At 73.1% G+C, this 20652-nt stretch carries 18 protein-coding genes; 16 read left to right on the top strand and 2 right to left on the bottom strand.

What is annotated here, in order from left to right; translation table 11 throughout:
• Window positions 1-20: 20 nt before the first annotated feature.
• Window positions 21-2126 (bottom strand): prolyl oligopeptidase family serine peptidase, encoded by a 2106-nt coding sequence (locus OEB99_RS07020; RefSeq protein WP_263509252.1) that lies wholly within the window; start codon window positions 2124-2126, stop codon window positions 21-23.
• A 178-nt stretch (window positions 2127-2304) separates the two neighbouring features.
• On the opposite strand from OEB99_RS07020, the gene ligA reads away from it, so the two are divergent.
• The 3 genes from ligA (at window position 2305) to OEB99_RS07005 (ending at window position 6397) form a co-directional block, all read left to right on the top strand.
• Window positions 2305-4653: an NAD-dependent DNA ligase LigA gene (ligA, locus tag OEB99_RS07015; protein WP_263509250.1), complete on the top strand. Its 2349-nt coding sequence runs from the start codon at window positions 2305-2307 to the stop codon at window positions 4651-4653.
• Window positions 4650-5882 carry a GNAT family N-acetyltransferase gene (locus tag OEB99_RS07010; RefSeq protein WP_263509248.1) on the top strand — a complete coding sequence of 411 codons (1233 nt, stop codon included), beginning with the start codon at window positions 4650-4652 and terminating at the stop codon, window positions 5880-5882. Before ligA ends, OEB99_RS07010 begins: the two co-directional genes overlap by 4 nt.
• A 92-nt stretch (window positions 5883-5974) precedes the next feature.
• The gene (locus OEB99_RS07005; RefSeq protein ID WP_263509247.1) at window positions 5975-6397 is read left to right on the top strand and encodes a pilus assembly protein CpaE; all 423 of its coding nucleotides are present in this window, start codon (window positions 5975-5977) and stop codon (window positions 6395-6397) included.
• Window positions 6398-6425: 28 nt separating this feature from the next.
• Here the strand turns inward: OEB99_RS07005 and OEB99_RS07000 are convergent, their stop codons facing one another.
• Window positions 6426-7037 carry a nitroreductase family deazaflavin-dependent oxidoreductase gene (locus tag OEB99_RS07000; RefSeq protein WP_263509246.1) on the bottom strand — a complete coding sequence of 204 codons (612 nt, stop codon included), beginning with the start codon at window positions 7035-7037 and terminating at the stop codon, window positions 6426-6428.
• Window positions 7038-7168: 131 nt separating this feature from the next.
• On the opposite strand from OEB99_RS07000, the gene gatC reads away from it, so the two are divergent.
• The 13 genes from gatC (at window position 7169) to OEB99_RS06935 (ending at window position 20576) form a co-directional block, all read left to right on the top strand.
• Window positions 7169-7468, top strand: coding sequence for an Asp-tRNA(Asn)/Glu-tRNA(Gln) amidotransferase subunit GatC (gene gatC / locus OEB99_RS06995; protein ID WP_263509245.1), 300 nt, complete (start codon window positions 7169-7171; stop codon window positions 7466-7468).
• Complete coding sequence (gene gatA / locus OEB99_RS06990; protein WP_263509244.1) at window positions 7468-9003, top strand: Asp-tRNA(Asn)/Glu-tRNA(Gln) amidotransferase subunit GatA; 1536 nt, start codon at window positions 7468-7470, stop codon at window positions 9001-9003. Before gatC ends, gatA begins: the two co-directional genes overlap by 1 nt.
• Complete coding sequence (gene gatB, locus OEB99_RS06985) at window positions 9000-10508, top strand: Asp-tRNA(Asn)/Glu-tRNA(Gln) amidotransferase subunit GatB (protein ID WP_263509242.1); 1509 nt, start codon at window positions 9000-9002, stop codon at window positions 10506-10508. Before gatA ends, gatB begins: the two co-directional genes overlap by 4 nt.
• Window positions 10509-10529: 21 nt before the next feature.
• Window positions 10530-11081: a GNAT family N-acetyltransferase gene (locus OEB99_RS06980; RefSeq protein WP_263509241.1), complete on the top strand. Its 552-nt coding sequence runs from the start codon at window positions 10530-10532 to the stop codon at window positions 11079-11081.
• Window positions 11082-11214: 133 nt separating this feature from the next.
• Window positions 11215-12147, top strand: a complete 933-nt coding sequence (locus OEB99_RS06975) for a 2-hydroxyacid dehydrogenase (protein WP_263509240.1) — start codon at window positions 11215-11217, stop codon at window positions 12145-12147.
• 47 nt (window positions 12148-12194) lie between these two features.
• Window positions 12195-12857 carry a 4a-hydroxytetrahydrobiopterin dehydratase gene (locus tag OEB99_RS06970; RefSeq protein ID WP_263509239.1) on the top strand — a complete coding sequence of 221 codons (663 nt, stop codon included), beginning with the start codon at window positions 12195-12197 and terminating at the stop codon, window positions 12855-12857.
• Window positions 12858-13120: 263 nt separating this feature from the next.
• Entirely contained in the window at window positions 13121-14950 is a 1830-nt protein-coding gene (locus OEB99_RS06965; protein WP_263509236.1) for an acetolactate synthase large subunit, read from the top strand.
• 30 nt (window positions 14951-14980) lie between these two features.
• On the top strand, window positions 14981-15505 hold the full coding sequence (gene ilvN, locus OEB99_RS06960) for an acetolactate synthase small subunit (RefSeq protein ID WP_263509235.1): 525 nt from the start codon (window positions 14981-14983) through the stop codon (window positions 15503-15505).
• 89 nt (window positions 15506-15594) lie between these two features.
• Window positions 15595-16623, top strand: coding sequence for a ketol-acid reductoisomerase (gene ilvC, locus OEB99_RS06955; protein WP_263509233.1), 1029 nt, complete (start codon window positions 15595-15597; stop codon window positions 16621-16623).
• 9 nt (window positions 16624-16632) lie between these two features.
• Window positions 16633-17196, top strand: a complete 564-nt coding sequence (locus OEB99_RS06950) for an ASCH domain-containing protein (RefSeq protein WP_263509232.1) — start codon at window positions 16633-16635, stop codon at window positions 17194-17196.
• Between the two features lie 34 nt (window positions 17197-17230).
• Window positions 17231-18271, top strand: a complete 1041-nt coding sequence (locus OEB99_RS06945) for a 3-isopropylmalate dehydrogenase (RefSeq protein ID WP_263509231.1) — start codon at window positions 17231-17233, stop codon at window positions 18269-18271.
• A 10-nt stretch (window positions 18272-18281) separates the two neighbouring features.
• Window positions 18282-19400: a branched-chain amino acid aminotransferase gene (locus OEB99_RS06940; protein WP_263509230.1), complete on the top strand. Its 1119-nt coding sequence runs from the start codon at window positions 18282-18284 to the stop codon at window positions 19398-19400.
• A gap of 69 nt (window positions 19401-19469) precedes the next feature.
• Complete coding sequence (locus OEB99_RS06935; protein ID WP_263509229.1) at window positions 19470-20576, top strand: branched-chain amino acid aminotransferase; 1107 nt, start codon at window positions 19470-19472, stop codon at window positions 20574-20576.
• The last annotated feature ends 76 nt before the right edge of the window (window positions 20577-20652 follow it).

Genomic DNA, 20652 nt, shown 5'->3' with positions numbered 1-20652 from the left:
CCGGACCCGGGACCGCGTGCCTAGGTGCGGTCGAGCCCCAGACGCTCGGCGAGGAAGCGGTAGGCCAGCGCCGACATGAACGCCGCCTGGGCGTTGTCGGCCGCGCCGCCGTGCCCGCCCTCGACGTTCTCGTAGTACGTGACGTCCTTGTCGTGGTCGCGCAGCCACGCGGCGACCTTGCGGGCGTGACCGGGGTGGACCCGGTCGTCCCTGGTCGAGGTGGTCAGCAGCACGGGCGGGTAGGCGCGCGACCCGTCGAGCAGGTGGTAGGGCGAGAAGGTCCGGAGGAACTCCCAGTCGTCCGGGTCGTCCGGGTCGCCGTACTCCGCCATCCAGGACGCTCCGGCCAGCAGGTGGGAGTAGCGCTTCATGTCCAGCAGGGGCACCTGGATCACCACGGCGCCGAGCAGCTCGGGGTACTGCGTCAGCATGTTCCCGGTGAGCAGGCCACCGTTCGAGCCGCCCTGGATCCCGAGGTGCGCTGCGGTCGTGACACCGCGGGCGACCAGGTCGCGAGCGACCGCCGCGAAGTCCTGGTAGGCGCGGTGCCGGTTCTCGCGCAGCGCGGCCTGGTGCCACGACGGGCCGTACTCGCCGCCGCCGCGGATGTTGGCCAGCGCGTACACGCCGCCCTGCGCGAGCCAGGCCCGCCCCAGTGCCCCCGAGTAGGACGGCAGCAGGGAGATCTCGAAGCCGCCGTAGCCGTAGAGCAGGGTCGCGGCCGTGCCGTCGGCCGGGGCGCCGGTGCCGCGCACCAGGAAGTACGGGACCCGCGTGCCGTCGTCGGAGCGGGCGAAGTGCTGCACCACCTCGACGCCCTCGGGGTCGAAGAACGCAGGCGCGGACTTGAGCTCGCGCGGCTCTGCGCCGACCGTCGCGACGGAGAGGGTCGCGGGGGTCGTGAAGCCGGTCGTCACCTGCCACACGTCGTCCGACTCGTACCGGTCGACGGCGCGGACCGCGACCGTGCCGAGCTCCGGCAGGCCTGGCACGGCGACCGGGGACCACGCCGCGGCGACCTCGGGCAGGTCCGGCGGGGTCAGCGCGACGACCGTGGTCCGGACGTCGTCGAGCACCGTGAGCAGCAGGTGGTGACGGGTCCAGGTGAGGCCGGCGAGCGAGGTCGACGCGGTCGGCACGAACAGCAGCGTCAGGTCGCGCGACCCGTCGAGCCACGCCTCGAGCGGCGCGGCGAGCAGGCTCCCGGCCGGGTGCGTCGCGCCGCCGGGCACGGGTGTCCAGTCCTCGCGGAGCTGGATCAGCAGCCACTCGCGGTGCACGGACGTCTCGGCGCTGCGCGGCACGTCGATCAGCACGAGCTCGCCGTCCGGGCGACGCAGCCAGGTCTCGGCGCTGTAGAAGTCGATCGCCCGGACCACGAAGTCGCGGTCGAAGCCGGGGGTGTGGTCGTGCCAGGCGTCGACCGCGAGGTCCTGCTCGTCGATCGCGAACAGCTCCGGTGTCTGCGCCATCGGTGTGCCACGCCGCCACAGCCGCACCGTGCGGGGGTAGCCGGACGTGGTCGTGGTACCCGGCCCGAGGTCGGTGGTGACCAGCACGGTGTCCAGGTCGACCCAGGACAGCGACCCCTTGGCCTCCGGCCGCTCGAATCCGCCGTCCTCGGGCGCGATCCACTGCAGCGTCTCGAGGTCGAGCTCTCGGGTGACGTCGGCGTCCGAGCCACCGTGCGACAGGTCGACCAGGGCGCGGCGGAAGTCAGGGCGAAGGACCTTGGCTCCGTGCCACACCCAGTCCTCGCCCTCGGCGGCGTTCAGCGCGTCGATGTCGAGGACCGTCTCCCACTCGGGCTCGGCGGTCGCGTAGGAGTCCCACGTGGTGCGTCGCCACAGCCCGCGCGGGTGCTCGGCGTCCCGCCAGAGGTTGTAGAGCCGGTCGCCGATCAGGCTGACCTCGGGGATCTTGGCGGGGGAGTCCAGCACCTCGCGGACGGCGTCCCGCGTGGTCGCGAACTCGGCGGTCGCCGCGAGGCCGGCCAGGGTCTCGGCGTTGCGCTCGAGCACCCAGCCCATCGCGCGTTCGCCGTCGACCTCCTCGAGCCAGCCGTAGGGGTCGTCGCCGGCCGGCGCGTCGGGGGTGGCCGCGTCGGGGGTGGCCGCGTCGCTCATGGCGAGCCAGCCTAGGGGTCGCGGGACCGGGACGTCGCGTGCGCCATGCGTGACGCGGGCGGCGCGTGCGACCGGGCGCAGGCCGGCGCGCGCTGGTGCGGGCCGGTGCGGGCAGCGTGCGTGCAGCGTGCGTGCGTGGCGTGGGCGGCGTGTGGGCGGGTGCCGCCATGATGGGTCGGTGAGCACGAGCGAGACGGATCCCGGCACCGACCCCGCGACCGAGAGCGACACCGCGGCGCTGCGGCGCTGGTCAACCCTCGCCGACCAGATCCGCGAGCACCAGTTCGCGTACTACGTCCGTGACGCGCCCACCGTCTCGGACGGCGAGTACGACGCGCTCCTGCGCGAGCTCGGCGAGCTCGAGGAGGCCCACCCCGAGCTGCGCACCCCGGACTCGCCGACCCAGCTGGTCGGCGGCACGTTCTCCACCGAGTTCGCGACCGTCGAGCACGTCGAGCCGATGATGAGCCTCGACAACGCGTTCTCGGCCGAGGAGCTCGCCGCGTGGGCCGAGCGCGTGCACCGCGACCTCGAGGGGGCGGGCGAGGACCTGCACTGGCTGTGCGAGCTGAAGATCGACGGTCTCGCGATCGCGCTGCTCTACGAGGACGGTCGCCTGGTGCGCGCGGCGACCCGTGGCGACGGGCGGACCGGCGAGGACGTCACGCTCAACGTCAAGACGATCACCGGGGTCCCGCACCGCCTCACGGGCGACGACGTGCCCGAGCGGATCGAGGTGCGCGGCGAGGTGTACTTCCCGGTCGCCGACTTCGAGGCGCTCAACGCGGCACGGGTCGCCGCCGGCGAGGCGCCGTTCGCCAACCCGCGCAACTCCGCCGCCGGGTCGCTGCGCCAGAAGGACCCGCGCGTGACGGCGGCCCGGCCGCTCCGGCTGATCTGCCACGGCACGGGGGCGCTGGTCTGGGCGGGGCACGAGGCCGCCACGGTGCGGCAGTCCGAGACCTACCGGCTGCTCGAGTCGTGGGGACTGCCGGTCTCGGGGCGCTCGCGCGTGGTCGACTCCCTGGCCGGTGTGCTCGAGATGATCGAGTACTACGGCGAGCACCGGCACGACGTCGAGCACGAGATCGACGGCATCGTGGTCAAGGTCGACGAGGTCGCGCTGCAGCGCCGGCTCGGCGCGACCAGCCGTGCGCCGCGCTGGGCGATCGCCTTCAAGTACCCGCCCGAGGAGGTCAACACCCGGTTGCTGTCGATCGAGGTCAACGTGGGGCGCACCGGCCGGGTCACGCCGTTCGGCGTGATGGAGCCGGTCCGGGTCGCGGGGTCGACGGTGTCGATGGCCACGCTGCACAACCAGGACGTGGTGCGGGCCAAGGGCGTGCGGATCGGTGACATGGTCGTGCTGCGCAAGGCGGGCGACGTCATCCCGGAGATCGTCGGGCCGGCGCCGCGCGCGGCGGACGACGACTGGCCTCGCCGCGACTTCGTCATGCCGGACCGGTGCCCGGAGTGCGGCACCCCGCTGCGCCCGATGCGCGAGGGCGAGGTCGACCTGCGCTGCCCGAACGCGCGGACCTGCCCGGCGCAGGTGCGCGGCAGGGTCGAGCACATCGGCTCCCGCGGCGGGCTCGACATCGAGGCGCTCGGTGAGGTGACCGCCGCGGCGCTCACCCAGCCCGAGGTCCCGGAGCAGCCACCGGTGGTCAACGAGGCGGACCTGTTCGAGCTGGTCGGCTACCCCGCGGACGCGCCGGCCGAGCAGCGCGAGCGCGTTCGGGCCGCGAGCCTCGAGCGGCTGATGCAGGTCGAGGTCGTGGTGCGGGACCCGGAGACCGGTGAGCCGCGCGCCGACGACGACGGCGTCGTGCGCCGTCGCTCGCCGTTCCGCAAGGCGGCGAAGCACTCGCGGGCCGCGGTCGCCGCGGCGGCCGGCGAGGGTCGGACGCTGCCGCAGTGGGAGCCGTCCTCGGCCGCGCTGACCCTGCTCGACGAGCTCGACGCCGCGAAGACCAAGCACTTCTGGCGGGTGCTCGTCTCGCTGTCGATCCGCAACGTCGGCCCGACGGCGGCGCGCGCGCTCGCGCAGCGGTTCGGCTCGATGACCGCGCTGCGCGACGTCCTGGACGGGGACCGGGACGCGGCCGTGGCGGTGCTCTCCGAGGTCGACGGCGTGGGTCCGACGATCGCCGAGTCGATCCTGGACTGGTACGCCGAGGACTGGCATCGCGAGATCCTGGACCGTTGGGCTGCCGCCGGGGTCGCGATGCGTGACGAGCGGGACGAGTCCGTGCCGCGCACGCTCGAGGGACTGACCGTCGTCGTGACCGGGTCGCTCGTCGGCTACACGCGCGACGGTGCGAAGGAGGCGATCCTCGTGCGCGGCGGCAAGGCCGCGGGCAGCGTCTCGAAGAACACCGACTTCGTCGTGGTCGGCGAGAACGCAGGGTCCAAGGAGACGAAGGCGCGCGAGCTTGGCCGGCCGATCCTCGACGAGGCCGGGTTCGACGCACTGCTCGCGGGTGGGCCCGACGCGGTTGCCGATCGGGTCGAGGGCGGCGCGTGATCGAGGTACGTGCGGCCCGGCCGGAGGACGTGGCGGCGGCCGGTGAGGTGTGCGTGGCGGCCTACGTCACGGACGGCCACGTGCCCGCCGGGCACTGGTACACCGCGGAGCTCGGTGACGCCGCGACGCGCGCCGCCGAGGCGGACCTGCTGGTGGCCGTCGAGGACGGCACCGTCGTCGGGACCCTCACCCGGGCGCCCGCGGGCACCCCGTGGGCGGAGGTCGCCGAGCCGGGCGAGCACGAGCTGCGGATGCTCGCGGTCGCCCCGGTGGCACGCGGACGAGGTGTCGGTGAGGCGTTGGTGAGGTCCGCCCTGGATCGTGCCCGCGGCGACGGCGCAGCGCGGGTGGTGCTCACCACGGTCGAGTTCATGGGGACCGCTCAGCGGCTCTATGCACGGCTCGGGCTGCGGCGGGCACCCGATCGCGACTGGCGGGTCGAGACCGGCGCCGCCCTCGTCTACGTCGCCGACCTGGTGGACCGGCCCGGACCGCGCCTCGAGGTCGCCACGTGGCCGCCGCTGAGCACCCGCATGATCGGACCGTGGCAGCTCGGCATCTCCGCGGGCTTCACCCGCCGTGGCAACAGCGCGGTGCTGCTCGACTCGCAGGACGGCGCTCTCGCGTCGCTCGACGACGTGGAGGCCGCCTACCGGGCGGCCGGCCAGCGGCCGATCCTGCGCCTCGCCACCGATCGCTCGCCCGCGCCGGCCGCCGGTCCGCTGCGCGCCGAGCTCGACGCGCGCGGCTACCGCACGGTCTCGACGACGCGGGTCCTCGCGCGCCCGGTGCGCGGTGCAGGGGAGGCCGGGGCCGCCGCGTCCGGCGTCGACGTCGCCCCGGCCCCGGATGACGCGTGGCTCGCGGGCTGGCTGGGCACCAAGACGCGCACGTCCGGCGACGTCGCCACCGAGGTCGCGAGACGGTTGCTGACCGGCGTGCCCGCCCGGTACCTCACGGCGCGGGACCGCGACGGGGTCATCGGGGTGGTCCGCGCGGCCAGGGCCGGGGACTGGGTCGCCCTGTCCTGCCTGGCGGTCGACGAGCGTGCCCGGCGTCGCGGGCTCGGGCGTGCCCTGACGCTCGCCGCCCTCGGTGCGCCGGACGAGGACGGGCGCCCGGCGCAGCGGGCGTTCCTCCAGGTCGAGATCGCCAACACCGCGGCGTCCTCCCTCTACCGTTCGCTGGGCTTCGTCGAGGTGGACGAGTACACCTACGCCGAGCTCTGAGCAGTCCGGCGCCCGCGGCGCCCGCGGCGCCGGCGGCGGTTCGGGGGCGTCGAGGGGTCGCGTGGCACCGCCGCCCCGACGACACTGGCCGGATGGAGATCTCCGAGCACCGTGCCGCGGCGCTGCGCGACGCAGGGCTGCACTGGACTCCCGCGCCGGGCGACCGCTTCGTCATCCCGCAGCCGGACCTCGTCGGCGAGGTCTTCACGCTCTCGGAGATGACGATCGAGGCGCACCACTACCCGACGGGCACGATCCTGGGCTTCAACGGCACCACCGAGTGGGCACTGGACTCCGTCGCCCAGGAGGACGTGCTGTGGCTGCCGCGCGAGGACCAGCTGCGCGAGCTGCTCGGTGGGGCGTTCGTCGCCCTGACCCGGGGGGCTCGTGCCGAGTGGGTGGTGACGACCCGTCTGCCCGACGCCGACCCGGTCGACTTCGCGGCTCCGACCGCGGCCGACGCGTACGGGGACGCGCTGCTCGCGCTCATGCGGCACGTCGGCGCGCCGGTCTGAGCGGGTCTCCGGCGCTCGATCGCTCGGCTCAGCCGCCCGAGCGCGGGCCCCGGCGCGCACAGCGGCGCGCCAGGTAGCAGGCCCCGACGACCAGCGCGCTGTGCGCGGTGGCCACGCCCGCCGTCCAGCGGACTCCGACACCGCCCGGGTCGAACGGCCCGTCGAGCAGGGCGGTCGGTGTGATCGCCAGCACGGGAAAGGCGGCGGCGAGCTCGTCGATCCGCTCGGGTGACGCGGCGTCCAGGTCGCCGAGCGTCGCCCGGCCGACCACACCCATCGCGCGGATGGTCACGTCGAACGCCTCGCGGCGCTCGTCCGGGTCGGTGATCTCGCGGGCCGTGCCGGCGAACCGGGCGCCCGGCAGCACCAGCTCCACGCGCGGGTCGGCGAGCGCGTTGGCGAACCAGTGCGCCGATCTCCCGTACCCGGCGACGACCAGGACCTCGCCGGCACGGACGGCGTACCCGAGCGGCGCCTCGCGGATCACGCCGCTGCGCCGTCCCCGGGTGCGCAGCAACAGCATCGAGCCCGTCACGGGTGTGGCGATCAGGGGCCCGAGACCGTTGCGCAGGAGCGGGGCGGTGACCCGGCGGTTCACGACCAGGAATCCGCGCCGCATCGGCTCCAGCAGCCGCGTCATGACAGGTCCGTAGGGCAGCGCCGCGTCGGTCACGCGGGTCACCATTCCCCCGTCGCGGTCAGGCCGACTGGGCCAATCGTCCCCGCGGTCCGGTCATCGCGCCGCAACACACGGCCCGTAGACTCGCGGCCATGTCCACCATCTCTCGTGACGAGGTCGCGCGCCTGGCCGGCCTCGCCCGGATCGACCTCACCGATGCCGAGCTGACCCGGCTCGCGGGCGAGCTCGACGTGATCGTCGAGTCCGTGGCCCGCGTGCAGGAGGTCGCCACCGACGACGTCCCGGCCACCAGCCATCCGATCCCGCTGACGAACGTGTTCCGCGCCGACGTCGCCGAGGAGCCGCTCACCGTCGAGCAGGCGCTCTCCGGCGCGCCCGATGCCGAGGACGGCCGGTTCTCGGTGCCGCAGATCCTCGGTGAGGAGGCGTGATGGGCGACGACCTGACGCGCCGCAGCGCTGCCGACCTGGCCGGTCTGCTGGCCGCGGGCGAGGTGACCAGCGTCGAGCTGACCCAGGCCCACCTCGACCGGATCGCCGCCGTCGACGGCGCCGTGCACGCGTACCTGCACGTCTCGCCCGACGAGGCGCTGGCCACCGCGCGGGTCGTGGACGCCCGCCGCACCGCCGGCGACGAGCTCCACCCGCTCGCGGGCGTGCCGATCGCCGTCAAGGACGTCGTCGTCACCGAGGGCATGCCCACGACCGCCGGCTCGAAGATCCTCGAGGGCTGGGTGCCGCCGTACGACGCGACGCTGGTGACCCGGATCAAGGCCGCGGGCATGCCGATCCTCGGCAAGACGAACATGGACGAGTTCGCGATGGGCTCCTCCACCGAGCACTCGGCGTACGGCAACACCCACAACCCGTGGGACCTGGACCGGATCCCCGGTGGTTCGGGCGGCGGCAGCGCGGCTGCGGTCGGCGCGTTCGAGGCACCGCTCGCGATCGGCACGGACACCGGCGGCTCGATCCGTCAGCCCGCCGCGGTGACCGGGACGGTCGGCGTCAAGCCCACCTACGGCTCGGTGTCGCGCTACGGGCTGATCGCGCTGGCCTCGAGCCTCGACCAGGCCGGTCCGGTGACCCGGACGGTGCTCGACGCCGCGCTGCTGCACGAGGTGATCGGCGGGCACGACCCGCGCGACGCCACCTCGCTTCCCGAAGCCCTGCCGCCACTCGTCGCCGCAGCCCGTCAGGGGCTGACCGGTGACCTGTCCGGGGTGCGCGTCGGCGTCGTCACCGAGCTGTCCGGCGACGGCTACCAGCCGGGCGTGCGGGCCTCGTTCGAGGCCGCGCTCGACGTGCTGCGCGGTGCCGGCGCCCAGATCAGCGAGGTGTCCTGCCCGCACTTCGGCCACGCGCTCGCGGCGTACTACCTGATCCTGCCGAGCGAGGCGTCGAGCAACCTCGCCAAGTTCGACGGCATGCGGTACGGCCTGCGCGTGCTGCCCCAGGACGGTCCGGCGACCGCGGAACGGGTCATGGCGGCCACTCGCGGCGCCGGGTTCGGCGACGAGGTCAAGCGCCGGATCATCCTCGGCACGTACGCCCTGTCCGCGGGCTACTACGACGCCTACTACGGCAGCGCGCAGAAGGTCCGCACCCTGATCCAGCGCGACTTCGCCGCCGCGTTCGAGCAGGTGGACGTGCTGGTGTCGCCCACCGCGCCGACCACGGCGTTCAAGCTCGGCGAGAAGCTCGACGACCCCCTCGCGATGTACCTCAACGACGTCGCGACGATCCCGGCGAACCTGGCCGGCGTCCCCGGCCTCTCGGTGCCCAGCGGCCTGTCGGACGACGGTCTGCCGGTCGGCTTCCAGGTGCTCGCACCCGCCCGGGCGGACGACCGGCTCTACCGGGTCGGCGCCGCCCTGGAGACGCTGCTCGAGGCGAGCTGGGGAGCCCCGCTCCTGTCCCGCGCGCCGGAGCTGAGCGGATCGACGACCGAGGGGAGCGCGCGATGAGCGCCACGACCGACCTGGTGCCCTACGACGAGGCCGTCGACCGGTACGACCCGGTGCTCGGCATCGAGGTGCACGTCGAGCTCGGCACCGTGTCCAAGATGTTCGACGGTGCGCCCACCGAGTTCGGCGCGCCCCCGAACTCGCAGGTCACACCGGTCTCGCTGGGGCTGCCGGGCGTGCTGCCGTCGCTGAACGGCAAGGCCGTGGAGTCGGCGATCCGGATCGGGCTGGCGCTGAACTGCCAGATCGCCGAGCTGTGCCGGTTCGCCCGGAAGAACTACTTCTACCCGGACATCCCGAAGAACTTCCAGACCTCGCAGTACGACGAGCCGATCGCGTACGACGGCTGGGTCGAGATCGAGCTCGAGGACGGCACCCCGGTGCGGATCGAGATCGAGCGGGCACACATGGAGGAGGACGCCGGCAAGAACACCCACGTGGGCGGGCAGGCCGGCCGGATCCACGGCGCCGAGTACTCGCTGGTCGACTACAACCGCGCCGGCATCCCGCTGGTGGAGATCGTCACGAAGCCGATCACCGGGACCGGCGCGAGGGCGCCCGAGGTCGCTGCGGCGTACGTCCGCTACCTGCGCGACCTGTTCCGCGCGCTCGACGTGTCCGAGGCCCGGATGGAGCGGGGCAACGTCCGGGCGGACGTCAACGTCTCGCTGCGGCCCTCGCCCGACTCGCCGCTCGGCACCCGCACCGAGACGAAGAACGTCAACTCGTTCCGCTCGGTGGAGCGTGCCGTGCGCTACGAGGTCTCGCGGCAGGCCGCGGTGCTCGACTCGGGCGCCACCGTCACCCAGGAGACCCGGCACTGGCACGAGGACACCGGCATCACCACGCCGGGCCGGATCAAGTCCGACGCGGAGGACTACCGGTACTTCCCCGAGCCCGACCTCGTCCCGGTCGCGCCGTCGCGCGAGTGGGTGGCCGAGCTGCACGGCACGCTGCCGGAGGTGCCTGCGGTGCGCCGCAAGCGGCTGCAGGGGGAGTGGGGCTTCGCCGACGCCGAGATGCGGGACGTGGTCAACGCTGGCGCGGTCGACCTGATCGAGGCGACGGTCGCGGCCGGTGCCACGCCCGCCGCGGCCCGCAAGTGGTGGATGGGCGAGCTCGCGCGGACCGCGAAGACCGACGGCACGGATCTCGAGCAGCTGCCGATCACGCCGGAGCAGATCGCCGAGCTGCAGGGCCTGGTCGACTCGGGCCGCCTCAACGACAAGCTGGCGAGGCAGGTGCTGGCCGGCGTGCTCGCCGGCGAGGGTTCCCCGGAGCAGGTGGTCGCGGCCCGCGGCCTGGAGGTCGTCTCCGACGACGGCGCGCTGGTCGCCGCGGTCGACGAGGCGCTCGCCGCGCAGCCGGACATCGCGGACAAGATCCGGTCGGGCAACCTCGGCCCGGTCGGCGCGATCATCGGGGCCGTGATGAAGGCGACCCGTGGTCAGGCCGACGCCGCGCGGGTTCGCGAGATCGTGCTCGAACGAGTGGGACAGGGCTGAACCGGTGGTGAGCGTTCCGCGATGAAGGGCATGCCGACGCTGCGTGGCGAGATGGTCACGTTGCGCCCGATCCAGTCCGACGACGCCGACGGCATGTGGGAGATGGTCACCCAGGACCCCGAGGGGACCAGGCAGACCGGCACCACCGAGGTGTTCACGCGTGAGCAGGTCGACGTGTGGTGCGCCGAGGTCGCCGACCGGGACGGCCGGGCGGACTGGGCGATCACCCACCTGACCGACGAGTACCTGGGCGAGATCGTCCTGAACCAGATCGACGCCCACTCGCGCAACGCGAACCTGCGGCTCGCACTGCGCCCGAGCCACCGCGGCCGCGGGTTCGGGGGCGAGGCGATCCAGCTCGTCCTGGACCACGCCTTCGCGCCGGACGGGCTGGGGCTGCACCGCGTGTCGCTCGACGTGCTGAGCATCAACCCGCGGGCGTACGCGCTGTACGAGAGCCTGGGGTTCGCGGTCGAGGGCCGGCTGCGCGAGGCGCACCTGGACGGCGACCACTGGTGCGACGTGATCGTCATGGCGGTGCTCGAGGAGGACTGGCGGGCCCGGGACCGCTGACCGTGACCATCGACGACCGTGACCATCGACGACCGTGACCATCGACGACCGTGACCATCGACCCCTGCCACGGATCTCGGCGGACCCGGACGATCGGTCATGGGCGGGTGCCGTCGGGTGCCAGGATGTCGGCATGATCACCGTCACCGTTGCCAACGACGAGCTCTACGACCCGCTGGTCGCGAACCCGGTCGACGGTGTCCGGGTGGTCCGCTGGGACCTGCGGGCGCCGCTCCCGGTCCCGGTCGACGAGGTCGACGTCGTGGTCATCCCGCACTACTTCGTGCGGGCCGACGGGTTCGCGGTGCTGCACGACCTGCCGAACCTCAGCGTCGTGCAGCTGCCGAGCGCAGGGTTCGAGTACGCCGTCGACCTGGTGCCGCCGGCCGCGGCGCTGTGCAACGGGCGTGGCGTCCACGACGCCGGGACCGCCGAGCTCGCCGTCGGGATGCTGCTCGCGGTGCAGCGCGGCATCGACGAGTCGGCCCGGGCCATGACCGAGCACCGGTGGGCTCCGGTGTTCCGGTCGTCGCTCGCCGACCGCCGCGTGATGGTGCTCGGCTACGGCGCAGTGGGAGCCGCGATCGCACGGCGGCTGGACGCCTTCGAGGTCGACGTGGTCCCGGTCGCGACGACGGCTCGGGACGAGGACGGCCGCCACGTGCACGGCATGGACGAGCTCGCTTCGCTGTTGCCGACCGTCGATGCCGTGGTCCTGATCGTGCCGCTCACCCCGGGGACGGCGGGCCTGGTGGACGCCGACTTCCTCGCCGCGCTGCCGGACGGCGCCCTGGTGGTCAACATGGCTCGCGGCAAGGTGGTGGACACCGACGCCCTGCTCGCCGAGCTGCGGTCCGGCCGGTTGCGCGCGGCGCTGGACGTCACCGACCCCGAGCCGCTGCCCGATGACCACCCGCTCTGGGACGCGCCGAACCTGCTGGTCACACCGCACGTCGGCGGGTACACCAACGCGACCCACCCACGGTTCGAGGCCTTGGTGCGTCGTCAGCTCGAGACCCTGGTGGCCGGCGGGGCACCGCTCAACGTGGTGCGTCCGGCCCGCTGACGCCCACCCGGCGCGCGGGTGTCGGACGCCGGTGCGACGCTGACGGCATGACTCTGTCACGCGGGGCCGCGACCGCGGCGGTCGACCAGCGCCACTGGCGGCTGCTGCTGGGCAGGCTGCACACCACGATCCGGACGGGTTCGTTCGTCCGCGGTGTGGAGCTGGTGGAGCGGATCACGGAGGTCGCCGAGCGTGCCGGCCACCATCCCGACATCGACCTTCGTTACCCGGTGGTGCACATCTCGCTGGTCTCGCACGACGCGGGTGGCATCACCGATCGGGACACCGCGCTCGCGGCCGAGATCAGCCGGATCGTCGACGAGCTCGGTCTGGAGGCCGCACCCGGGGCGGCGCTCGCTCTCGAGGTCGCGATCGACGCTCTGGACATCCCTGCGGTGGTGCCGTTCTGGCGGGCCGTGCTCGGCTATGCCGACGACGGCTCGGCCGATCCCGACGACGCGCCGGCGCTCGTCGACCCCGCCGGGATCAACCCCTCGGTGTGGTTCCAGCAGATGGATGCCCCTCGGCCGCAGCGCAACCGGATCCACCTCGACGTCACGGTGCCGCACGACGAGGCCGAGGCTCGCGTCGCGGCCGCTCTCGCGGCCGGCGGGACGCTGGTCCGGGACACCCGCGCGCCCGCGTTCTGGGTACTGGCCGACCCGGAGGGCAACGAGGCCTGCGTCTGCACGTGGCAGGCCCGGGACTGATCTGGGTCGCTCGGGCGGCGAGTCCGGCACCGCCGAATGTCATCCACCTGATGAACTCGTGATCCACGATGCGAGACGGGACCTTCGGAGCGTGACACAGAGGAAACGGTGTCGTAGTCTCGCGGACGTGCGTACGTTCGTCGTCGTAGTCAGTCAGGCGTAGACCTCCCACGGTCCACGCCAGCCCCTCGCCGAGCCCACCCGGGCCGAGGGGTTTTTTCATGCCAGGGGTCACCCCCACGACGAGACACAGGAGAGCAACGATGGTCCAAGGGTCCCAGCAGGCGCCGCCGGCGGCCGGGAGGCCGGTCACGCCGGCCGACCTGCGCCCGGCGCAGCCGCAGCAGATGACCGGAGCGGAGTCGATCGTCCGTTCGCTTGAGGCCGTCGGCGTCGACACCGTCTTCGGCATCCCGGGCGGCGCGATCCTGCCCACGTACGACCCGCTGATGGACTCCTCGTCGGTGCGCCACATCCTGGTCCGCCACGAGCAGGGCGCCGGCCACGCGGCCGAGGGCTACGCGTACACCTCCGGCAAGGTCGGCGTCTGCATGGCGACCTCCGGGCCCGGCGCGACGAACCTCGTCACGGCGCTCGCAGACGCGAACCTCGACTCGGTGCCGATGGTCGCGATCACCGGCCAGGTCGGGGCGTCGCTGATCGGCACGGACGCGTTCCAGGAGGCCGACATCGTCGGCATCACGCTGCCGGTGACCAAGCACAGCTACCTGATCACCGACCCGGCCGACATCCCGAAGACGATCGCCCAGGCCTTCCACATCGCCTCGACCGGTCGGCCCGGCCCGGTGCTGATCGACGTCGCGAAGTCCGCGATGCAGGCGATGACGACCTACTCGTGGCCGCCGGCCGAGGTCGAGCTGCCCGGCTACCACCCGGTCACCAAGCCGCACGCCAAGCAGGTGCGGGAGGCCGCGCGGCTGCTCGCGACGGCTCGGCGCCCGGTGCTCTACGTCGGCGGCGGCGCGGTGCGCGCCGGGGCCGCGGCCGAGCTGCGCCGGCTGGTCGACGAGTCCGGCGCCCCCGCGGTCACCACGCTGATGGCCCGCGGCGTGCTGCCGGACACCCACCCGCAGAACCTCGGCATGCCGGGCATGCACGGCACCGTGCCCGCGGTCGCCGCGCTGCAGAAGGCCGACCTGATCGTCGCGCTCGGGGCCCGGTTCGACGACCGGGTGACCGGCAAGCTGTCGTCGTTCGCGCCGCACGCACTGATCGTGCACGCGGACATCGACCCCGCGGAGATCGGCAAGAACCGCCGCGCGGACGTGCCGATCGTCGGCGACCTCAAGGAGGTCATCGCCGACCTGCTGCCCGAACTGGCTCGTGAGCACGCGCAGCACGGCAAGCCGGACCTCGAGCGCTGGTGGAAGCAGATCGACGACTGGCGCGAGACGTTCCCGCTCGGCTACACCGACACCGAGGACGGCCTGCTCGCCCCGCAGCACGTGATCACCCGGATCGGCGAGATCGCCGGCCCTGAGGCGGTCTACGTCGCCGGCGTCGGCCAGCACCAGATGTGGGCCGCGCAGTTCATCAAGCACCAGCGCCCCGGTGCGTGGATCAACTCCGGGGGCCTGGGCACGATGGGCTTCGCGATCCCGGCCGCGATGGGCGCCAAGGTGGGCGACCCCGACCGGGTGGTCTGGGCGATCGACGGCGACGGCTGCTTCCAGATGACCAACCAGGAGCTGGCCACCGCGACCATCAACGAGATCCCGATCAAGGTCGCGCTGATCAACAACTCCTCGCTCGGCATGGTCCGCCAGTGGCAGACCCTGTTCTACGAGTCGCGGTACTCCAACACCGACCTGCACACCGGGCACGGCACGGTGCGCATCCCGGACTTCGTCAAGCTCGCCGACGCCTACGGCGCGGAGGGCATCCGGGTCGACTCCAAGGGCGAGGTCGACGCCGCGATCAAGCGCGCCATGGAGATCGACGACCGGCCCGTGGTGATCGACTTCACGGTGTCCCGCGACGCCATGGTGTGGCCGATGGTGGCCGCCGGCGTGAGCAACGACGAGATCCAGTACGCCCGTGGCATCAGCCCGGCCTGGGACCGGGAGGACTGACATGACCCGCCTCGAGGAAGCAGGTGCAGCATGAGCCGGCACACCCTGTCGGTCCTGGTCGAGAACAAGCCGGGTGTCCTCACCCGGGTGGCCGGGCTGTTCGCGCGCCGCGCGTTCAACATCCACTCGCTCGCCGTGGGTCCCACCGAGCACCCGGACATCTCGCGCATCACGGTGGTCGTCGACGTCGACGAGCTGCCCCTGGAGCAGGTGACCAAGCAGCTGAACAAGCTGATCAACGTCATCAAGATCGTCGAGCTGGAGCCGGACGCCTCGGTGCAGCGTGAGCTGCTGCTGGTCAAGGTCAAGGCCGACGTGTCCACCCGGGCCCACGTGCTCGAGGTCGTCCAGCTGTTCCGTGCCCACGTCGTCGACGTGGTGCCGGACGCGGTGACCGTCGAGGCGACCGGCTCCCCGGCCAAGCTGGAGGCGCTGCTCGCGGCGCTCGAGCCGTTCGGGGTCCGCGAGATCGTCCAGTCCGGCATCGTGGCGATCGGGCGCGGCTCGCGCTCGATCACCGACCGCGCGCTCGAGCGCGTGATGCGCTCGGCCTGAGGCCTAGGCTCGACGAGGGCCGCCGGGCCGGCACCGCGTACCCGCACCCACACCCGCACCACCAGCACCACCCGAGAAGGAGACACCCCGTGGCAGAGCTGTTCTACGACGACGACGCCGACCTGTCGGTCATCCAGTCCAAGAAGGTCGCCGTCATCGGCTACGGCAGCCAGGGCCACGCGCACGCCCTCAACCTGCGCGACTCCGGCGTGGACGTCCGGGTCGGGCTGCGCGAGGGATCGGCCTCGGTCGCCAAGGCGACCGACCAGGGCCTGCGCGTGCTGCCGGTGGCCGAGGCCGTCCAGGAGGCGGACGTCGTGGTGATCCTCGCGCCGGACCAGGTGCAGCGGCACCTGTACCGCGACGAGATCGCCCCGCACCTCAAGCCGGGTGCTGCGCTGGTCTTCGGGCACGGCTTCAACATCCGGTTCGGCTACATCCAGCCGGACCCGGGCCTCGACGTCGTGATGATCGCGCCGAAGGGGCCGGGCCACCTGGTGCGCCGCGAGTTCGAGGCGGGCCGGGGCGTCCCGGTGATCGTCGCGGTCGAGCAGGACGCGTCCGGGACCGCGTGGGAGCTCGCGCTGTCCTACGCCAAGGCGATCGGCGGCCTGCGCGCGGCCGGCATCAAGACGAGCTTCACCGAGGAGACCGAGACCGACCTGTTCGGCGAGCAGGCGGTGCTGTGCGGCGGTACGTCGCAGCTGGTGCAGTACGGCTTCGAGGTGCTCACCGAGGCCGGCTACCAGCCCGAGGTCGCGTACTTCGAGGTGCTGCACGAGCTCAAGCTGATCGTGGACCTGATGATCGAAGGCGGAATCGCCAAGCAGCGGTGGAGCGTCTCGGACACCGCCGAGTACGGCGACTACGTGTCCGGCCCGCGGGTGATCGACCCGCACGTCAAGCAGAACATGAAGGACGTTCTGGCCGACATCCAGTCCGGGGCGTTCGCGGCGCGCTTCATCGCCGACCAGGACGCCGGCGCGCCGGAGTTCACGGCGCTGCGCGCGAAGGGCGAGGCACACCCGATCGAGGCGACCGGCCGCGAGCTGCGCAAGATGTTCGCCTGGATCAAGCCGACCGACGCGGACTACTCCGAGGGTCACGCCGCACGCTGAGGAGTGGCCATGCAGGAGCGGGGCGGGCAGCCCGGACCCGAGGACCGGGCGCCCGACTCCGACGACACGGCGAGAGTCGCGTTGCTGGAGTTCTGGGAGGTGGCCCGGCCACGGGCCAAGGTGGCGCCGGTGCCGGAGTGGACCGGCCTCGGCGTCGTCGGCAGCATCGTGCCGCCGGCGTGGTCGTTCGGGGACTCGCCCGAGCTTGCGGACTCGCTGCTCCAGCTCGTGCTCGACGGGGTCAAGACCGGCACGTCCACCGCGGCCGCGGAACTCGTGGCGTCCGACGAGCCGGAGCCCAGACGAGGTGACCTGTCGATCGTGCTGGACGGCCGCGGGCGTCCCGGAGCGCTGATCCGGACGACGTCGGTGACCAGGTGCCGGTTCGACGAGGTCGACGCCGAGCACGCCGCCGCCGAGGGCGAGGACGACCGGAGCCTGACGTCCTGGCGCGCCGAGCACGAGCGCTACTGGCGGCGGGTGCTGCCGGCGATCGGCGTCGAGTTCTCGCCCGCGCTCGAGCTCGTCCTCGAACGCTTCACCCTGCTGTACCCCCGACCGAACGACCGATGACGACGCGCCGCAGGGCGCACGAAGGATGGCACGCATGGCGCAGGAGATCAGGCTCGCGGTGATCCGTGGCGACGGCATCGGGACCGAGGTCGTCGAGGAGGGGCTGCGCGTCCTGGACGCAGCGCTCGCCGGCAGCGGCACCACGGTCGCCACGACCGAGCTCGACCTCGGTGCGAGCCGCTGGCACGCGACGGGGGAGACCCTCACCGACGCGGACCTGGCCACCGTGCGCGAGCACGACGCGATCCTGCTCGGCGCGGTCGGCGACCCGAACGTGCCGAGCGGGGTCCTCGAGCGTGGGCTGCTGCTCCGGCTGCGCTTCGAGCTCGACCACTACGTGAACCTGCGCCCCGCCCGGCTGTTCGCCGGTGTCCGCTCGCCGCTCGCCGACCCCGGTGACGTCGACTTCGTGGTGGTGCGCGAGGGGACCGAGGGCCCGTACGTCGGCAACGGCGGTGCGATCCGGGTCGGCACGCCGCACGAGGTCGCCAACGAGGTCAGCGTCAACACCGCCTTCGGCGTCGAGCGCGTGGTCCGGGACGCGTTCGCCCGTGCCCGGAAGCGCCGCAAGCAGCTCACCCTGGTGCACAAGCACAACGTGCTCGTGCACGCCGGGCACCTGTGGCGCCGGACGGTCGAGCGGGTCAACGCCGAGTTCCCCGACGTCACCACCGACTACCTGCACGTCGACGCCGCCACGATCTTCCTCACCACGAACCCGTCGCGGTTCGACGTCATCGTCACGGACAACCTCTTCGGCGACATCCTCACCGACCAGGCGGCCGCGATCACCGGCGGCATCGGCCTGGCGGCGTCCGGCAACATCAACCCGGACCGGACCGCGCCGTCGATGTTCGAGCCCGTGCACGGCTCGGCTCCGGACATCGCGGGCCAGGGCAAGGCCGACCCGACCGCCACCGTGCTGAGCGTGAGCATGCTGCTCGCGCACCTGGGGCTCGACGACGCGTCCGCCCGGGTCGAGGCGGCCGTCGCGGCGGACCTCGCCGAGCGGGGCTCGGCCGTGCGGTCCACGTCGCAGGTCGGTGCCGACCTCGCCGCACGCGTGGCCGGCTGAGCACCGGACCATGACGATCACGGGCCCCGCGGAGCTGACCGAGGCGGCGCGCGCCTTCGCGGTGCGACGGTCCACCACGCCGCGGCCGGACGTCGAGCGCAAGGCCCTGCTGGCGGCGCCGCGGTTCGGCGACGTGTTCACCGACCACCTGGCCCGGGCGACCTGGACGAGCGAGACCGGCTGGGGCGACCGTCGGGTCGAGCCGTACGGACCGCTCGAGCTCGAGCCGTCCTCGCTCGTGCTGCACTACGGCCAGGAGGTGTTCGAAGGCCTGAAGGCGTACCGGCACCCCGACGGCTCGGTGTGGACGTTCCGGCCGGAGCAGAACGCGGCCAGGTTCGCAGCCTCGGCCCGCCGCCTGGCCCTCCCGGAGCTGCCGGCCGAGGACTTCCTCGGCTCGATCCAGGCGCTGGTCGCGGTCGACGAGGCCTGGGTCCCGGACGGCGCGGAGACCAGCCTCTACCTGCGACCGTTCATGGTCGCCACCGAGCCGACGTTGCTCGTCCGGGCCGCGCACCGGGTCGAGTACCTCGTGATCGCCTCGCCGGCGGGCGCGTACTTCTCGGACGCGCTCACGCCGGTGTCGATCTGGGTCGCCGAGGACCTGCATCGCGCGGGACCTGGCGGGACCGGCGCGGTCAAGACGATGGGCAACTACGGCGCGTCGCTCGCGTCGCAGGCCGAGGCCTATGCGCACGGCTGCGACCAGGTCTGCTTCCTCGACGCGCGAACCGGGGCCAACCTCGAGGAGCTCGGCGGCATGAACGTGGTCGTCGTGCGCTCGGACGGGTCGGTCGTGACACCGGGGCTGTCCGGCACGATCCTTCCCGGGGTGACCCGGGACGCCGTGCTCACGCTCCTGCGCGAGGCCGGGCACGACGTCGAGGAGCGGGACGTGCCGTTGGCGGAGGTGCTCGACGGGTTGCGCTCGGGAGAGGTCGCCGAGGCCTTCGCCTGCGGGACCGGCGCGGTGGTCACGCCGATCGGCCGGCTGGCCGGGACCGGCTTCGACGAGCGGGTGGGTGACGGGACCGCCGGACCGGTGACGGTGGCCGTGCGTGAGGGGCTGACCGACGTGCAGCACGGCAGGGCGGCCGACCCGCACGGCTGGATGGTCCGGCTGGTGTGAAGTGACCGGATGCACAGGTAGCCTCAGGGCCGGTTCCGTGGGCGCTGCGCCCCGGTCGAAGGGAACGAGATGAGCACCACGGCACACACCTCCGCCGACGCGTTCGAGCGACGGCTCAGCGACTCACCGCGCAGCGAGTCGGAGCGCGCCGAGCTCATCGCCTCGCCGTCGTTCGGCGTGGTCTTCACCGACCACATGGCGCGGGTGACGTGGACCGCCGACGAGGGCTGGACCGACCGCCGCGTCGAGCCGTACGGACCGCTCCAGCTCGACCCGGCCGCGGCGGTGCTGCACTACGGCCAGGAGATCTTCGAGGGGCTCAAGGCCTACCGCCACGCGGACGGCTCGATCTGGACGTTCCGGCCCGAGAAGAACGCGGCGCGGTTCGCGGCCTCGGCCCGTCGGCTGGCCCTGCCGGAGCTCTCGGTCGAGGACTTCCTGGGCTCGATCGAGGCACTGGTCGCGGTCGACGGTGCGTGGGTGCCGGGCGCGGACGAGACGAGCCTCTACCTGCGCCCCTTCATGTTCGCGGCGGAGTCGTTCCTCGGGGTGCGCCCGTCGCGCCGGGTCGACTACCTGCTGATCGCCTCCCCGGTTGGTCCCTACTTCTCCGGCGGTGTGCGCCCCGTGTCGATCTTCGTCGCCGAGGACTACCACCGGGCGGGCCCCGGCGGGACCGGCGCGGCCAAGTGCGGCGGCAACTACGCGGCGTCGCTGCTGCCTCAGCAGGAGGCCTACGCGCACGGCTGCGAGCAGGTGTGCTTCCTGGACGCGGCGACCAGCTCGCTGCTCGAGGAGCTCGGCGGGATGAACGTCATGGTCGTGCACCGGGACGGGTCGATCGCCACGCCCGCGCTGTCCGGCACGATCCTCGAGGGTGTCACCCGGGACTCGATCCTCACGCTGCTGCGCGAGGGCGGGCACGAGGTGGTCGAGCGCGACCTGCCCCTCGCCGAGGTGCTGGAGGGGCTGCGCACGGGAGACGTCACGGAGATCTTCGCGTGCGGAACGGCGGCCGTCGTGACGCCGATCGGCCGGCTCGTCGGAGACGGGTTCGACCTCGAGGTCAACGGCGGCGCGACCGGCACCGTGACCACCGCGATCCGGCACCAGCTCACGGCCGTGCAGTACGGGCGCGCCGAGGACACGCACGGCTGGATGCGCCGGCTCGCCTGAACGGTGCGCCCGGGCGGCGGGTCCGAGCAGCGGGTCCGACCGGCCGGCGTCGGCTCGTCCGAGCAGCCGGGCCCGC

This window comes from Actinotalea endophytica (assembly GCF_025717005.1).
Lineage (GTDB): Bacteria > Actinomycetota > Actinomycetes > Actinomycetales > Cellulomonadaceae > Actinotalea.
The sequence above is the reverse complement of the archived record's forward strand: the minus strand, read 5'-3'. Positions and strand labels throughout refer to the sequence as shown.

Excerpts from the sequence above, each read along its gene's own strand:
- OEB99_RS07020 (WP_263509252.1), bottom strand. The coding sequence starts at position 2,126 with ATGAGCGACGCGGCCACCCCCGACGCGGCCACCCCCGACGCGCCGGCC.
- OEB99_RS07005 (WP_263509247.1), top strand. The coding sequence starts at position 5,975 with ATGGAGATCTCCGAGCACCGTGCCGCGGCGCTGCGCGACGCAGGGCTG.
- OEB99_RS07000 (WP_263509246.1), bottom strand. The coding sequence starts at position 7,037 with ATGACGCGGCTGCTGGAGCCGATGCGGCGCGGATTCCTGGTCGTGAAC.
- gatC (WP_263509245.1), top strand. The coding sequence starts at position 7,169 with ATGTCCACCATCTCTCGTGACGAGGTCGCGCGCCTGGCCGGCCTCGCC.
- gatA (WP_263509244.1), top strand. The coding sequence starts at position 7,468 with ATGGGCGACGACCTGACGCGCCGCAGCGCTGCCGACCTGGCCGGTCTG.
- gatB (WP_263509242.1), top strand. The coding sequence starts at position 9,000 with ATGAGCGCCACGACCGACCTGGTGCCCTACGACGAGGCCGTCGACCGG.
- OEB99_RS06980 (WP_263509241.1), top strand. The coding sequence starts at position 10,530 with ATGAAGGGCATGCCGACGCTGCGTGGCGAGATGGTCACGTTGCGCCCG.
- OEB99_RS06975 (WP_263509240.1), top strand. The coding sequence starts at position 11,215 with ATGATCACCGTCACCGTTGCCAACGACGAGCTCTACGACCCGCTGGTC.
- OEB99_RS06970 (WP_263509239.1), top strand. The coding sequence starts at position 12,195 with ATGACTCTGTCACGCGGGGCCGCGACCGCGGCGGTCGACCAGCGCCAC.
- OEB99_RS06965 (WP_263509236.1), top strand. The coding sequence starts at position 13,121 with ATGGTCCAAGGGTCCCAGCAGGCGCCGCCGGCGGCCGGGAGGCCGGTC.
- ilvN (WP_263509235.1), top strand. The coding sequence starts at position 14,981 with ATGAGCCGGCACACCCTGTCGGTCCTGGTCGAGAACAAGCCGGGTGTC.
- OEB99_RS06950 (WP_263509232.1), top strand. The coding sequence starts at position 16,633 with ATGCAGGAGCGGGGCGGGCAGCCCGGACCCGAGGACCGGGCGCCCGAC.
- OEB99_RS06945 (WP_263509231.1), top strand. The coding sequence starts at position 17,231 with ATGGCGCAGGAGATCAGGCTCGCGGTGATCCGTGGCGACGGCATCGGG.
- OEB99_RS06940 (WP_263509230.1), top strand. The coding sequence starts at position 18,282 with ATGACGATCACGGGCCCCGCGGAGCTGACCGAGGCGGCGCGCGCCTTC.
- OEB99_RS06935 (WP_263509229.1), top strand. The coding sequence starts at position 19,470 with ATGAGCACCACGGCACACACCTCCGCCGACGCGTTCGAGCGACGGCTC.